The following is a 15,051-nucleotide window of genomic DNA, read 5'->3' on the forward strand; positions in this document are numbered from 1 at the left end:
TCCGTCGTCGGCAGCGTCAGATGTGTATAAGAGACAGCTCTCGCATCGTCCGAACCTCGGCGTTTCGAGTCGGAACTGTCCGAAATGTTCGTAAACTGGATCGACCCACCAGCCCCACCGATGGAGTGCCATGACCGCGCCTGCCGGCGACCACGTCTTCGCCAGCGACGGACCGGTTCGCGTCCTCGTCGCCGACGACGACGCCGACATCCGAGACCTCGTCGAGTTCAAGCTCGTCCAGGCCGGCTACGCCGTGGAGGCGGTCCCGGACGGCGCGTCCGCGTGGGAGTCCTTCGAGGCCGACCCGCCCCAGCTCGTCGTGCTCGACGTCATGATGCCGGGCCTGTCCGGCATCGACGTGCTCCGCAAGATCCGCGAGAGCGACCACCCCGGTGTCCCGGTGCTGCTGCTCAGCGCGAAGTCCCGGGACTCCGACGTCGACACCGGGTTCGCGGTGGGTGCCGACGACTACGTCATCAAGCCGTTCAGCCCCCGCGAGCTGCTCCATCGCGTCAACGGCATGCTCGCCCGGGCCCGGTGAGGGCGCACTCGTGGTGACCATCGGCGCCCACCTGCTGCTCGGCGCCACGATCGCGGTCCTGGCCACCTGCCTGTTCCTCGTCCTCGTCGTCGTCGCCGTCCGGTCGCGCCGGCTGGGCCGCCAGAAGCGCGACGAGATGCTCCTCGCGCCCCTGCGCGGGCCGCTCATCGTCGTCGCGTCCGGCGAGGACCACGACGGCTCGGCCACCGAGCAGCTGACCTGGGCAACCGGGGTCACCCGCGACGTCCTGGACGAGGTCGTCGTCGACCTGCTGACGAAGATCCGCGGCCTGCCCGCCGAGCAGCTCGTGCAGGTGCTCACCGCCCACGGCGCCGTCGAGCGCGCCAAGGCCGACCTGGGCCACCGCTCGCTCGTCCGCCGGGCCAAGGCGGCCCAGATGCTCGGCCTGGCCGGCGGCCCCGACGCGGTGTCGCTCCTCGTCGAGGCCCTCGGCGACAGCACGGTCCAGGTGCGCAACAGCGCCGCCTACGGGCTCGGCCTCATCGGCGACGCCTCCGCAGCCGCTGCGGTGCTCGCGGCCACCGGCGCCGACAACGGCGGCATCCCCGCCAGCACGTCGGCCGAGACGCTCCAGTCGATGGGCGTCGGCATCTCGGGCGTCCTCGGCGCCGCCTTCGAGGACGACGCCGCGCGGACCCGCATGGTCGCCGCCCACGTCACCGGCGACCGCAGCTTCACCCGGGGCCTGCCGGCGCTGCGCCGGCTGCTCGCGACCGACCCCGACCTCACCGTCCGCGAGACGTGCGCGACCGCGATCGGCCGCCTCGGCCGCGACGAGGACGTCGCCGTGCTCGCGCGCCACGTGGCCGGTGACGAGCCGCTGTCCCTGCGCCGGGCCTGCGCCGCGGCGCTCGGTGACCTCGGCGAGGCAGCCGCCGTGCCGGTGCTCGCCACGTTGCTCGACGACCCCGACCCGCGCCTGGCCGAGATCGCGGCCTCCGCGCTGATCGGGCTCGGCACGGACGGCCACGCCGCGCTCGCCGGCCGGGAGGACACCCCGCCGGTCCGCGCCGCCCGCACCGTGGCCGAGCTCCAGCGGGCGTCGGCGTGACCGGCGTCGTCGAGGGCGTGCGCTCGGCCGTCGTCTGGCTCATGGACCTCACGAGCATCCCGATCCTCGTCTACTTCCTCCTCATCAACACCTCGCTCGTCGTCCTGATCGCCTTGGCCTACCTCGAGTTCCGGGCCCAGGAGCGCCGACGCGCGACGGCCGTGCAGTGGCAGGGCGCGGGCCTGGCACCGGGCGTCTCGCTCCTCGTGCCGGCCTACAACGAGGAGGCCGGCATCGTCACGGCGGTCAAGTCGTTCCTCACGCTGCGCTACCCGCGGCACGAGGTCGTCGTCGTCGACGACGGCAGCACGGACGCCACCTTCGAGCGCCTCCGGGAGGCGTTCGACCTCGTCGAGGTGCCCCGGGTCCTGCCGCACGAGGTGCCGATCCGGGCGCGTATCCTCGGCGTCCACGTGCCGCGCGACGGCCGCACCCGCCTCGTCGTCGTCCGCAAGGAGAACTCCGGCCGCTCCGAGGCCATCAACGTCGCGATCAACGCCGCCACCGAGCCGCTCGTCGCGATGATCGACGGCGACTCCGTCCTCGAGCCCGACGGCCTGCTCCACGTCACGCGTCCCTTCGCCGACGACCCGACGCGCATGGTCGCCACGGGCGGCGCCATCCGCCCGGTCAACGGCAGCCGCGTCATCGCCGGCCGCATCGTGCGGGTCGAGATGCCGCAGACGTGGCTGCCGCGCATCCAGCTCGTCGAGTACCTGCGCGCCTTCCTGCTCGGCCGCACCGGCTGGTCGCGGCTGGGCTCCCTCATCCTCATCAGCGGGGCGTTCGGGCTCTTCCGTCGCGACGTCGTCGTCGAGGTCGGCGGCCTCGACCCGGACAGCATCGGTGAGGACTTCGAGCTCGTCATGCGCATCCACAAGCGCCTGCGCGACGAGGGGCGCGACTACCGCATCGAGTTCGTGCCGGAGCCGGTGTCCTGGACCGAGGTCCCGGTCACCGCGAAGGTGCTGCGCAACCAGCGGCGTCGGTGGCACCGGGGCCTCTGGGAGACCCTCTGGGCCTACCGCTCGATGCTCTTCCGCCCCAGGTACGGACGCGTCGGCTGGGTGGCCCTGCCCTACTACTGGCTCTTCGAGCTGTTCGCGCCGCTGCTCGAGCTCTTCGGGATCGTCATCGTCCCGCTGGCACTGCTGCTCGGGGTCGTCGACATCCCGTTCGCGCTCCTGTTCCTCGTCCTCGCCTACGGCTACGCGGTTCTCGTCACGCTCGCGGCCATGCTCGTCGACGAGTGGGCCTTCCACAAGCAGGACCGGTGGCAGGCGCTCGGCCTCACGGTCGTCGCGTCGGTCCTCGAGAACGTCGGCTACCGCCAGGCGACCGTCTGGTGGCGGCTCGAGGGCTGGTGGGCGAGCCTGCGCGGCAAGAAGCACGTCTGGGGCGTCATGACGCGGACGGGCTTCGACGAGGGTCCCGCGTGAACGTCGGGCTGCGGCCCTTCACGCGCAGCTCCGTCGGCACGCAGATCCGGATCTTCGTCGGCATCATCGTCGCGCTCGTCACGGCCGGCGCGGTGGTGTCCGTCGTGACGATCCAGATGCAGAGCCAGTCGGTCCGGGCACTCACCCTCGTGTTCGAGCCCGCCAACGACGCCAACAACGACGTCGTCCTGTCGATGACCCAGGCGCACGGCGCGTGGCAGCTGGCCGCCGTCGGCCGCCCGCCGACCCTGCCCGCCGACGGCTACCGTTCGACCGTCCAGGCCGACCTCGACCGTCTCCTCGAGGCCATCCGCCAGCCGGAGCTGCCCCGGGAGGACGTCGCCGGGTACGAGCGCCTCGCCGCCGCGCAGCGCCAGGCGGCCACCCGGTGGTTCCAGGAGGTCGAGCGCGCCGAGGCCGTCCGGGGAGCCGGGGCAGCGGTGCCACCGGCCACCCAGGCCGTCGTGGAGGGCGCCTACTCGACGTTCCTGGGCGCCAGCACCGCCCTCGGGGTCCAGGTGCTCGGTGACCGCAACGAGGCGCGCATCGACTCCCGCAACGGCACGAGCCTCGCCTCCGACGTCCTCATCGGCGTCACCGTCGTCGTCGTCCTCCTTCTCGTCGCGGCGGGGTTCGGCATGGACCGCGCGGTGGGGCGGCCCATCGCCCGGCTGCGCGAGGTCGTGCGCCGCCAGGCCGAGGACGACGTCATCGCCATGGCCAACCAGGAGGAGGGCGCGCTCGAGGTGCGGATGCTCGCGCGCGACTTCAACGACCTGACCCGCGCCAACGCCCGGCTCGTCGACCAGCAGGCGGCCGTCCTCGAGATGCAGGAGCTCGTCCTCGACGTCGGGCGCCGGGTCCGGGCGGCGAGCGATGTCACCGAGGCGCTCCAGCGGGTGTGCGCCCGCCTCGGCGTCGGGCTCGGGGCGGACCGCGTCCTGCTCTACACCCTGGCCGACGACGGGCAGAGCATCGAGGACCGTCTCCAGTGGTGCGCCGGTGACCTGCCGGACCTGCCCCCGCTGCCGCGCTCGCTCGCCCAGCAGATCGGGACCGTCAACGACGAGCTGCGCCGCGATGCCGGCTTCTTCGACCTCGGCGACCTCCTCGCGCACGAGGCCTACCAGGACGAGCGCGCCCGCGCCTTCCACCGGGCCACGGGCGCGCGGTCGCTGCTCATGCTTCCCGTCGGCACCGGGGGCCGCGGCCTCGGCATCATCGCGATCATGATGGTCGACGGGCCGCGCCGCTGGCACCGGCACGAGATCCAGGCGGCACAGCAGTGCGCCGCCATCGCCGCCCAGTCGATCATCACCCTGCGCCTGACGCTCATGCAGGAGGAGCAGGTCCGCCGCCTCACCGAGCTCGACCGGCAGAAGACCGACTTCATGGCCACCATCAGCCACGAGCTGCGCACGCCCCTGACGTCGATCTCCGGCTACCTCGAGCTGCTCACCGACGGCGACTTCGGTGACGTCAGCCAGGGCCAGCACGTGGCCCTGGAGATCATCGGGCGCAACGCCACGCGCCTGCGTGGCCTCATCGAGGACCTGCTGGTCCTCAACAAGATCGAGGCGAGTGGCCTGCAGTCCGTGGCCGAGGACGTCGCGGTCGCCGACCTGCTCGCCACCGTGGCCGAGACGATGGAGCCGGTCGCGGTCGCGGGCGGTGTCGAGCTCGTCTGCCACGCCGTGGCGCAGGACCTCGTCGTGCACGTCGACCGTGGCCAGCTCGAGCGCGCCCTCATCAACCTCGGCTCGAACGCCGTGAAGTTCACGCCCGAGGGCGGGCAGGTGGTCCTGTCGGCCGAGCGGGCCGGCGACTCGACGATCGTGTCCGTGCGCGACACCGGCATCGGCATCCCGGCGGCCGACCTCGCCCGGCTGTCCGAGCGGTTCTTCCGCGCCGGCAACGCGACCGCCGCCGCCATCCCGGGCACGGGGCTGGGCCTGGCCATCGTGCGCGCCATCGTCGAGGGACACGGCGGCGAGCTCGTCATCGCCTCGGTCGAGGGGGAGGGCACGACGATGCAGGTGGTCCTGCCGGTCGCCCAGCCCGCGCACCTCGACGTCCTCGCGGACGCCTGACGCCGGCGATCCCGGCGGCCCCGCGGCACTCCGTCGGCACCGCGTCGGCACCGCGACGGCACCGCGACGGCACCGCGTCGGTACTGCTCCGGAGGCACGGCCGCGGCGGGAATGCCGACCGCCCGGCACGCGTTTGGGAGGACGTGTGCCCTTCTGGCACACTCTTCCTTCGGACCGGTTCACGGCAGAGCGACCCACCAGGGTGGCGAGCGAGGACACCGACCCGGCCGACAACCTCGAGGAGACGATTGTGAAGAAGGACCTTCACCCCACCTACGTGGAGACCACGGTCACCTGCACCTGTGGCAACACGTTCACGACCCGCAGCACCGCGACCTCCGGCCAGATCTCGGCCGACGTGTGCTCCCAGTGCCACCCGTTCTACACGGGCAAGCAGAAGATCCTCGACACCGGTGGCCGCGTGGCCCGGTTCGAGGCCCGGTACGGCAAGAAGGCCGCCAAGTAGGTCTCCCGCACGCCGGCCCCGCGACGTCCGTCGCCGGGGCCGGCGTTCGTCGTCCTCGGCACTTCAGAGCCCACGCCACCGACCAGGCAGGAGAGCCCGGTGCTCGACTCCGTGCAGTCCGTCCTCGACGAGTACGCCGACCTCGAGACCCGCCTCGCCGACCCCGGCGTGCACACCGACCAGGACCTCGTCCGGACGCTGAACAAGCGCTACGCGGCCCTCGCCCCGACCGTCGCAGCGGCGCGCGCGTGGCGGTCGGCCCGTGACGACCTCGATGCCGCGCGCGAGCTCGCGGCCGAGGACCCCGGCTTCGCCGACGAGGTCCCGGCGCTCGAGGCGGTCCTCGCCGAGGCCGAGGAGCACCTGCGCCGGATGCTCGTGCCCCGCGACCCCGACGACGACCGCGACGTCATCCTCGAGGTCAAGGCGGGGGAGGGCGGCGACGAGTCGGCGCTGTTCGCCGGCGACCTGCTGCGCATGTACCTGCGCTACGCCGAGCGGCGGGGCTGGCGCACCGCGGTCGAGGATGCCACCGAGAGCGACCTCGGCGGCTACAAGGACGTCCGCGTCTCGATCAGGACCAGGGGTACCCCCGGCCTCGGGGAGGGGCCGTGGGCGCGGCTCAAGTACGAGGGCGGCGTCCACCGCGTCCAGCGGGTCCCCGTGACCGAGAGCCAGGGCCGCATCCACACCTCCGCGGCCGGCGTGCTCGTCATGCCCGAGGCCGAGGAGGTCGAGGTGAGCATCGACCCGAACGACCTGCGCATCGACGTCTACCGGTCGAGCGGCCCGGGCGGCCAGAGCGTCAACACGACCGACTCGGCCGTGCGCATCACGCACCTGCCCACCGGCCTCGTCGTGTCCTGCCAGAACGAGAAGTCGCAGCTGCAGAACAAGGAGGCCGCCATGCGCGTCCTGCGGGCGCGGCTGCACCAGGTCGCGCAGGACGCCGCCGACGCCGAGGCGTCCGCGGCGCGACGCTCGCAGGTGCGCACGGTCGACCGCAGCGAGCGCATCCGCACGTACAACTTCCCTGAGAACCGCATCTCCGACCACCGCACCGGTTTCAAGGCCTACAACCTCGACGCCGTCCTCGACGGCGACCTCGACCCGGTCGTGCAGTCCGCCCTCGACGCCGACGAGGCCGCCAAGCTCGCCGCCCTCGCCGAGGGGTACGGAGGGTGACCGACCTGCGCACCGGCGTCCGGGCCGCGGCGCAGGCGCTCGCGGACGCGGGGGTGCCCTCGCCCGAGGCCGACGCGCTCGAGCTCGCCGCCCACGTGCTCGGGCTCGACACGGGCGAGGTGCGCCGGCAGATGGTCCTCGGCGGCACGAGGCTGCCCGACGCGTTCGAGCGGCTCGTCGAGGAGCGGGCCGCGCGGGTGCCGCTGCAGCACCTCACCGGCCGCGCGCACTTCCGCCGGCTGACGCTGTCCGTCGGGCCGGGCGTGTTCGTCCCGCGCCCCGAGACCGAGGTGCTCGTCGAGCTCGCGCTCGCCGAGATCGACCGTCTCCTCCTCGCCACCGCCCCTCCTCCTTCTCCTCCTCCTCCCGCTCCTCCTCCCGCTCCCGCACCGAACGAGTCGTTCGGTGCCGAAAGCGCCGGTGCACCGACGCGTCCGGGCCCTGCCGACGCGTCCGGGACCGAACGAGTCGTTCGGGTCGTCGACCTCTGCTCGGGGTCGGGCGCCATCCCGCTCGCCGTCAAGGACGAACGGCCCACCGTCGCCGTGCGGGCCGTCGAGCTGTCACCGGAGGCGCACGCCTGGTCGGTGGCCAACCGGGACCGGCTCGGTCTCGACGTCGACCTCGTCCGGGGCGACGCCTCGGGCCCGTGCCTGTCCGACTGGGAGGGCGGGGTCGACGTCGTCACCGTCAACCCGCCCTACATCCCGCTCGGCCAGGTGCCGCTCGACCCCGAGGTCCGCGACCACGACCCCGCTCTCGCGCTCTACGGCGGTAGCGAGGACGGGCTGGCCATCCCGCTCGCCGTCGCACGCCGGGGCGCCGACCTGCTGCGCCCCGGTGGCCTGCTGCTCGTCGAGCACGCCGACTCGCAGGGGATCAGCCTCCCCGAACGGCTGACCCGCACCGGGCTCTGGGTCGAGGTCACCGACCACGAGGACCTCGCCGGCCGGCCGCGGGTCACCACCGCCCGCCGCGCCTGACGCGTCTGACCCGCCTGACGCGTCAGCCCCGCACCGAGCGCGACCCACTCCGCTGGGTCGGGCGGCCGGATCCACACGACGTTCGGCTTCGTCCGGGCGGGTCTCGCCGGTTCGCTCCGGCCGCTCGGCCCGACGCGCGGGCGCGCGGTCCGAACGCGCCGCCCGCGCGCACGGGACACGTCGCGGTCCGCGTCGGTGCCACGACTAGGCTCTGCCGGGTGAGCGAGCGCTACGACTGCACCGACCCCGACGGCCGCGCCGAGGGCATCCCCGCCGCCGCGGCGGCCGTGCGACGCGGCGAGGTCGTGGTCCTGCCGACCGACACCGTCTACGGCATCGGCTGCGACGCCTTCGACGCCAACGCCGTGGCCTCCGTGCTCGCCGCGAAGGGCCGCGGGCGCGACATGCCGCCGCCGGTGCTCATCCCGACCGCCCGGACCGCGCAGGGGCTGGCCACCCAGGTGCCCGACTACGCCAACCGCCTCATGGAGCGGTTCTGGCCCGGTCCCCTCACGGTCGTGCTCAAGGCCCAGACGTCGCTGCACTGGGACCTCGGCGAGACGAACGGCACCGTGGCCCTGCGCGTGCCCGACGACGAGATCGCCCTCGACCTGCTCGGCGACATCGGACCGATGGCCGTCACGAGCGCCAACACGACCGGGGACCCCGCGGCGCGGTCGGTCGACGAGGCGCAGGCCATGCTCGGCGAGTCCGTGGCGGTCTACCTCGACGGCGGCCCGACCGAGGGCGGCGCTCCCTCGACCATCGTCGACTGCACGGGGGAGGTCCCCGTCACCCTGCGCCTCGGCGCCATCCCGCAGGCCGACCTCGACGCGGCGCTCCTGCCCCAGGAGCCGCCCACCGACGACGCAGGAACCGACATCGTCGCCAGCGTGGACGTCCCCGACGCCGACACGGCCGACGTCCCGGACGCCGGCGAGCCCGTCGGCGAGGTGCCGCCCGACCCCACGCCGGACCCGAGCGCCGACCCCACCGAGCACGGACGCGGTGCCGCCGCCCACGGCTCGACGGCATAGAGTTGGTCCGCGCTCGCACCAGTGCCCCGCACGGAAACCCGCACCGAAACCCGCACCGAAACCCGCACCCTCCGGAGATGCCCCATGGCTGACGACACGACGTTCTACGGCTCCGACTTCGGCGCCCTCCAGTCCTTCGACCCGGACATCGCGGGGGTGCTCCTGTCCGAGCTGGACCGCATCCGCGGCGGCCTGCAGCTCATCGCGAGCGAGAACATCAGCTCGCCCGCGGTCCTGACCGCGCTCGGCTCGACGCTGTCGAACAAGTACGCCGAGGGCTACCCGGGGCGTCGCTACTACGGCGGGTGCTCCGAGGTCGACAAGGCCGAGACGATCGCCATCGAGCGGGCCAAGGAGCTGTTCGGCGCCGACCACGCCAACGTCCAGGCGCACTCCGGCGCCTCCGCCAACCAGGCCGTGTACGGGGCGTTCATGAAGCCCGGCGACACCCTCCTCGCGATGGCCCTGCCGATGGGCGGCCACCTCACCCACGGCGCCAAGGTCTCCTTCTCCGGCAAGTGGTTCGACGCCGTCCCGTACGGCGTCGACAAGGAGACCGAGGACATCGACTACGACGAGGTCGAGCGCCTGGCCAAGGAGCACCGCCCCAAGGTCATCTGCGCGGGCGGCTCGGCCATCCCGCGCCTCATCGACTTCGAGCGCTTCCGCGCCATCGCCGACGAGGTCGGGGCGATCCTCTGGGTCGACGCGGCCCACTTCATCGGGCTCGTGGCCGGCAAGGCGATCCCGTCGCCGGTGCCCTACGCCGACGTCGTCACCTTCACGACGCACAAGGTGCTGCGCGGCCCGCGCTCGGGTGCGCTGGTGTGCAAGGCCGAGCACGCGGCGGCCCTGGACAAGGCGGTGTTCCCGATGATGCAGGGCGGTCCGCAGATGCACACCATCGCGGCCAAGGCGGTCAACTTCAAGGAGGCCGCGAGCCCCGAGTACGCCCAGTACGCCCAGGACGTCATCGCCAACAGCAAGCAGCTCGCGCAGAGCCTCAAGGACGTCGGCATCCGTCCCACGACCGGCGGCACCGACACGCACCTGTCGCTGCTCGACCTGCAGGGCATCGGCGTCACCGGCAGGGACGCCGAGGCTCGCGCCGACGCGGCCGGCATCGTCCTGAACAAGAACGCCATCCCCTTCGACCCGCAGAAGCCGAACATCGCCTCGGGCATCCGCGTCGGGACGCCGTCGGTGACGACCCAGGGCATGGGCCTGGAGGAGATGAAGACCATCGCCCGCCTGATCCACACGTCGGTGACCCAGGGCGACGCCGACCCGGACCACCCGGTGAGCAAGGAGGTCCGTGCCGAGGTCACCGACCTCGTGACGCGCTTCCCCGCCTACCCGCGCTGACCGTCCGCGGTCGGCGCCCGAGCGAGGGTCGGTAGGTGCACGAGTACGTCCTCGTCCTCATCGTGGCCGCGGCGGTCACGTACGTCGCCACACCCTTCGTGCGCAGCCTCGCGGTCGCGACGGGCGCCTTCACGGCCGTCCGGTCGCGCGACGTCCACACGACGCCGATCCCGCGGCTCGGGGGAGTGGGCATCTACATCGGGTTCGTCGCGGCGGCGCTCGTGGCGCGGGCGCTGCCCTACCTCGGCACGCTCTTCTCGACGAAGCAGATCATCGGCGTCGTCGTGGCCGGCGGGATCGTCTGTCTCCTCGGGGCCTTCGACGACATCCGCGAGCTGGACTGGATCACCAAGCTCGCGGGGCAGATCCTCGCGGCAGGCCTCATGGCCTACACCGGGGTGCAGCTGCTGTCGCTGCCGATCTTCGGGACGACGATCCTGCCGACTCCCGTGCTCGTGCTCTTCACCGTCATCGTCGTCATGGTGTGGACCAACGCGGTCAACTTCATCGACGGCCTGGACGGCCTGGCCGCGGGTGTCGTCGGCATCGCCGCGCTCGCGTTCTTCATGTACAGCTACATCGTGTCCCGCTCGTTCGTGCCGGCCAACGTCTTCTCCACGGCGACGTTCATCTCGGCGGCGCTCGTGGGCGTGTGCGCCGGCTTCCTGCCGCACAACTTCCACCCGGCGCGCCTGTTCATGGGCGACTCCGGGGCCCTGACGCTGGGCCTGCTCCTCTCGGCGGCGACGATCGCGCTGACGGGCAACGTCGACCCCGGGCAGGTCAGCGGCAACGAGGTGACGGCGGCGTTCCTGCCGATCATCGTGCCCCTCGCGGTGCTCCTCCTGCCGCTGCTCGACATGGTCCTCGCCATCGTCCGGAGGACCCGCGCCGGCCAGCGGCCCTGGCACGCCGACGCGATGCACCTGCACCACCGCATGCTGCGCATCGGTCACGGCCACCGCCGGGCCGTGCTCATCCTCTACCTGTGGGCCGCGATCGTCGCCCTCGGGTCCGTCTCGTTCGTCATCTGGGACGGCTGGCGACCGCTCGTCGTCGTCGGCGCGGCCGCCGTCGCCGGTGTCGTGCTCACGGTCTGGCTCCCGCGGTGGAGGCCCTCCGAACGCTTGTGATAGCATTCACAAGCACCTGAGGGGAGTCTGAGAAGGACGCTCCCCGGGCCGCGGATCGCCTTGCCCCACACGGCGATCGAGCACCAAGCGCCCGTTCGCAGCCCACTCGCCCCCGCCGACCAGACGCACCAGGCAGGTCCACCGTGAGCACCACCCCGGCCCGCACCGCATCACAGTCCGATGCGTTCGCGCAGCTCCTGCGCGGGTCGCTGCCCCCGACCCTCGTCGCCGGTGTCGTCTGCGTCCTCGTCGGGCTGTTCTCCAGCCCGAAGGCCGCCTGGTCGGCCGCCATCGGGGCGGCGCTCGTCGTCTTCTTCTTCACGCTGACGCTGCTCGCGATGCGCTACACGGCCCACCTCGCACCCACGATGGTCATGATCGTCGTCATGCTGACCTACACCTTCAAGGTGCTCGTCCTCGCCGTCACCCTCTTCGCCCTCCGCGACGTCACGTGGGCCTCGGGGTACGCCATCGGGGTGTCCGTCACCGTCTGCGCCGTCGTCTGGCTCTTCTTCGAGATGCGTGCCTACCGTCACCTGCGCATCTTCGCCTTCGACCCCACGACCGACGTCGGGTCCGAGGCCGCGTCCGATGCCCCCGCAGACCGCCCCTCGACGCCGCCGCGGGAGCCGCGTGATGAGTCGTGAGCAGGGAGGTCACCATGAGCACCCCACCGACACCGCCACCCGGTCCCGAGCCCGAGGAGCCGACGCGTCCGCCCACCGCGGCGGAGCAGGAGGAGGAGGCGCGCGAGCGGGTCAACGCCGTCAACCGGCGCGAGGCCGACTCGGCCTGGCGATCCGTGGCCTACCTGCTGACGGGGCCCCTCGTCTACGGCGGCCTGGGGGCCCTCGCGGACCACTGGCTGGGCACGTCGTGGCTGGTCGGAGTGGGGATCGTCGGGGGGATGGCCCTGTCGCTCTACCTGATCTGGTTCCGATACGGTACCCATTGAGCCAGGCGGACCCCGCGTCGCCAGCCGGCGCGACGCCGCCCGGCCCGCCGAGCAGCACGCGCAGCACGAGGGCCTGGCACCCCACCACCCCAACCGCGGGACCTCACCCCGTGCCGATGACCGGTGTCGTCGGCCGAGCAGCCCAGAACGTACGAAGGAGTAACCCGTGAGCATCGTTGCCGCCGCACCGTCGGACTTCGAGGCGCCTGGCGTCGGCGAGTTCTGGCAGCCGCTGATCGGTGACGGCGCGTGGGCCATCACCCGTCCGATGCTGCTCATGGTCGTGTCCGGCCTGCTCATCGCCTGGTGGCTGCTCGCGACGACGCGCAAGAAGGCCATCGTGCCGAGCCGCGGCCAGATGGCCACGGAGGCCGTCTACGGCATGGTGCGCAACGGCATCGCCAAGGACCTCATCGGGTCCAGGGAGTTCCTCAAGTTCGTCCCGCTGCTCTTCTCCCTGTTCATCATCATCCTGGTGAACAACCTGTTCGGCGTCGTCCCGCCGTTCAGCTACCCGACGATGAGCCGCATCGGCTTCCCGATCGCCCTGTCGCTGCTCGTGTGGGTCATCTTCCACGTCGTCGGCATGCGCAAGCACGGTTTCGTCGGCTACTGGAAGTCGCTCGTCCCGGCGGGTCTGCCCAAGGGCATGATCGTCCCGATCTTCATCCTCGAGCTCATCACCGACCTGTTCACGCGGCCCGTCACGCTGGCGCTGCGACTCTTCGGCAACATGTTCGCCGGCCACATCCTCATCGTCCTGTTCATCACGGGCGGCTGGTACATGCTCACCAACGGCGGTGTGCTCGTCGTCGCCGGCGGGGTCACGTGGATCTTCGCCTTCGTCATGACCCTGTTCGAGCTCCTCGTGGAGTTCCTGCAGGCCTACGTCTTCACGCTGCTCGCCGCGCTCTACATCGGCGGCGCCCTGGCCGACGAGCACTGACGGCCGCACGGACAGCTCCACCAGCTCCACCCGCTCGACCGTTCCACCCCGACGCTTCACCCAGCCCCGTTGGTAACCGCCAGCGGGACCGACAAGAAGGAAATGGAATCAACATGACCGGCAACATCGCCATCCTCGGTTACGGCCTCTCCGCCATCGGCCCCGGTATCGGTGTCGGCCTGATCTTCGCCGCGTACATCAACGGCGTCGCCCGTCAGCCCGAGGCCCGCGGCATGCTCCAGCCGATCGCCTTCCTCGGCATGGCCATCACCGAGGCCCTTGCCATCTTCGGTATCGCGCTCGCGTTCGTCTTCAAGGCCTGACGCCCGCACGGGCCACCAGCTCGTCGACGCTCCGTACGTTTTCTCTAGGAGACCCGCATGCATGCAGTGACCATGACCGCCGAGAGCGGTGAGGGCGGCTTCTGGGCCACCGCGGCACCGATCATCCCGCACCCGCTGGAGTTCCTCTTCGGTCTCGCGGTGTTCGCGATCCTCTACTTCGTCGTGAAGCAGAAGGTCGTGCCGCGCCTGGAGCAGATCTACGCCGAGCGCACCGCGGCCATCGAGGGCGGCATGAACAAGGCCGAGGAGGCCCAGGCCCAGGCCCAGGCCGCCCTCGAGCAGTACCAGGCCCAGCTCGTCGAGGCCCGCGCCGAGGCCGCCCGCATCCGTGAGGACGCCAAGGCCCAGGGCGCGCAGATCATCGCCGAGATGCGCGAGCACGCCGCCAGCGAGGCAGCCCGGATCACCGACACGGCGCACAAGCAGATCGAGGCCGAGCGCCAGCAGGCCCTCGTCTCGCTGCGTGGGGACCTCGGCCGCATCTCGACCGAGCTCGCCGGCCGCATCGTCGGTGAGTCGCTCGAGGACGAGACCCGCCAGAAGGGCATCGTCGAGCGTTTCCTGGCCGAGCTCGAGTCGGGCGACGTCGTCCGTGAGAAGGTCGGGGACCGCTGATGCAGGGATCCTCACGCGCAGCAGCGGCCGCGAGCCGCGACGCGTTCACCGGCGCGCTCGTGGCCGGTGCCGACCGCTCGCGGTTGGCCGAGGAGCTCTTCGCGGTCGTCGCCCTCCTCGACGGCAACGTGACCCTGCGTCGCGCCGTCGCGGACCCCTCGCGGGAGGGGGCCGAGAAGTCCTCGCTCGTCGAGCGGCTGCTCGCGGGCAAGGTGAGCGCCGAGGCGCTCGTCGTCCTCAAGGGCGTGGCCGCCCAGCGGTGGAGCTCCGAGCGCGACCTGTCCGACACCCTCGAGCGCTACGCCGTCGAGACGGTCATCGCCGAGGCCGAGACGGCCGACCGCGCCGACCGCGTCGAGGACGAGCTCTTCCGGTTCGAGCGGATCGTCGCCGCCGACCCCGCACTGCGCACCGCGCTCACCGACGCGTCGGCCCCGGCCGAGCGCCGGTCCGCGCTCGTCGCGACGCTCCTCGAGAGCAGGGTTGCCCCGGAGACGCTCGTCCTGGCCCGCCAGGCCGTCGTGTCGCCGCGCGGACGCCGCTTCGACCGCACCGTCGAGAGGTACCTCGAGACCGCGGCCGCCCGTCGGGAGCAGCAGACCGCGACGGTGACGTCCGCGGTCCCGCTCGGCGACGGCGACCGCGAGCGCCTCGCCGCCGGCCTCTCCGCCATCTACGGCGGCAAGGTCCACGTCAGCACCGTCGTCGACCCCCGGGTCCTCGGCGGCGTCAAGGTCGAGATCGGTGACGAGGTCATCGACGGGACCGTCATCCGCAAGCTCGACGGCGCACGTCGCGCCATGGGCGCCTGAGGCCCACCACCAGCTGTGAACACCCACCGGCCCGCAACCCCGGGTCGAAACCGAGGAGAAGATCTGAC

16 protein-coding genes are annotated in these 15,051 nt (G+C 72.2%); all 16 read left to right on the forward strand.

Features of this window, described 5'->3' with window-relative positions:
* Positions 1-130 precede the first annotated feature (130 nt).
* The 16 genes from ACR9ZK_RS01425 (at position 131) to ACR9ZK_RS01500 (ending at position 14,983) form a co-directional block, all read left to right on the forward strand.
* Entirely contained in the window at positions 131-541 is a 411-nt protein-coding gene (locus tag ACR9ZK_RS01425) for a response regulator transcription factor (RefSeq protein WP_481339274.1), read from the forward strand.
* Positions 542-551: 10 nt separating this feature from the next.
* Positions 552-1,613, forward strand: coding sequence for a HEAT repeat domain-containing protein (locus tag ACR9ZK_RS01430; protein WP_481339278.1), 1,062 nt, complete (start codon positions 552-554; stop codon positions 1,611-1,613).
* Positions 1,610-3,052 (forward strand): glycosyltransferase family 2 protein, encoded by a 1,443-nt coding sequence (locus ACR9ZK_RS01435; protein ID WP_481339280.1) that lies wholly within the window; start codon positions 1,610-1,612, stop codon positions 3,050-3,052. Before ACR9ZK_RS01430 ends, ACR9ZK_RS01435 begins: the two co-directional genes overlap by 4 nt.
* Positions 3,049-5,142, forward strand: coding sequence for a sensor histidine kinase (locus ACR9ZK_RS01440; protein WP_481339282.1), 2,094 nt, complete (start codon positions 3,049-3,051; stop codon positions 5,140-5,142). The genes ACR9ZK_RS01435 and ACR9ZK_RS01440 overlap by 4 nt, the downstream gene beginning before the upstream one ends.
* A 250-nt stretch (positions 5,143-5,392) precedes the next feature.
* The gene (gene rpmE, locus ACR9ZK_RS01445; protein WP_481339419.1) at positions 5,393-5,608 is read left to right on the forward strand and encodes a 50S ribosomal protein L31; all 216 of its coding nucleotides are present in this window, start codon (positions 5,393-5,395) and stop codon (positions 5,606-5,608) included.
* A 99-nt stretch (positions 5,609-5,707) separates the two neighbouring features.
* A complete protein-coding gene (gene prfA, locus ACR9ZK_RS01450; RefSeq protein WP_481339284.1) occupies positions 5,708-6,793 on the forward strand; it encodes a peptide chain release factor 1 in 1,086 nt (361 codons plus the stop codon).
* Positions 6,790-7,776 carry a N5-glutamine methyltransferase family protein gene (locus tag ACR9ZK_RS01455; protein WP_481339286.1) on the forward strand — a complete coding sequence of 329 codons (987 nt, stop codon included), beginning with the start codon at positions 6,790-6,792 and terminating at the stop codon, positions 7,774-7,776. Before prfA ends, ACR9ZK_RS01455 begins: the two co-directional genes overlap by 4 nt.
* 218 nt (positions 7,777-7,994) lie before the next feature.
* On the forward strand, positions 7,995-8,813 hold the full coding sequence (locus ACR9ZK_RS01460) for an L-threonylcarbamoyladenylate synthase (protein WP_481339288.1): 819 nt from the start codon (positions 7,995-7,997) through the stop codon (positions 8,811-8,813).
* An 84-nt stretch (positions 8,814-8,897) separates the two neighbouring features.
* Positions 8,898-10,178, forward strand: a complete 1,281-nt coding sequence (locus ACR9ZK_RS01465; RefSeq protein ID WP_481339290.1) for a serine hydroxymethyltransferase — start codon at positions 8,898-8,900, stop codon at positions 10,176-10,178.
* A 35-nt stretch (positions 10,179-10,213) separates the two neighbouring features.
* Positions 10,214-11,311: a glycosyltransferase family 4 protein gene (locus ACR9ZK_RS01470; RefSeq protein ID WP_481339292.1), complete on the forward strand. Its 1,098-nt coding sequence runs from the start codon at positions 10,214-10,216 to the stop codon at positions 11,309-11,311.
* 143 nt (positions 11,312-11,454) lie between these two features.
* A complete protein-coding gene (locus tag ACR9ZK_RS01475) occupies positions 11,455-11,958 on the forward strand; it encodes a Cg1360 family ATP-synthase-associated protein (RefSeq protein WP_481339294.1) in 504 nt (167 codons plus the stop codon).
* A gap of 14 nt (positions 11,959-11,972) precedes the next feature.
* Entirely contained in the window at positions 11,973-12,266 is a 294-nt protein-coding gene (locus tag ACR9ZK_RS01480) for a hypothetical protein (protein WP_481339296.1), read from the forward strand.
* Positions 12,267-12,432: 166 nt separating this feature from the next.
* On the forward strand, positions 12,433-13,212 hold the full coding sequence (gene atpB / locus ACR9ZK_RS01485) for a F0F1 ATP synthase subunit A (protein ID WP_481339298.1): 780 nt from the start codon (positions 12,433-12,435) through the stop codon (positions 13,210-13,212).
* Between the two features lie 113 nt (positions 13,213-13,325).
* Positions 13,326-13,535: an ATP synthase F0 subunit C gene (gene atpE / locus ACR9ZK_RS01490; protein ID WP_026863922.1), complete on the forward strand. Its 210-nt coding sequence runs from the start codon at positions 13,326-13,328 to the stop codon at positions 13,533-13,535.
* Positions 13,536-13,592: 57 nt separating this feature from the next.
* Positions 13,593-14,171, forward strand: coding sequence for a F0F1 ATP synthase subunit B (locus ACR9ZK_RS01495; protein WP_481339300.1), 579 nt, complete (start codon positions 13,593-13,595; stop codon positions 14,169-14,171).
* Positions 14,171-14,983 carry a F0F1 ATP synthase subunit delta gene (locus ACR9ZK_RS01500; protein WP_481339302.1) on the forward strand — a complete coding sequence of 271 codons (813 nt, stop codon included), beginning with the start codon at positions 14,171-14,173 and terminating at the stop codon, positions 14,981-14,983. The genes ACR9ZK_RS01495 and ACR9ZK_RS01500 overlap by 1 nt, the downstream gene beginning before the upstream one ends.
* Positions 14,984-15,051: the final 68 nt, after the last annotated feature.

Source organism: Monashia sp. HAY1-5C, from assembly GCF_056755255.1.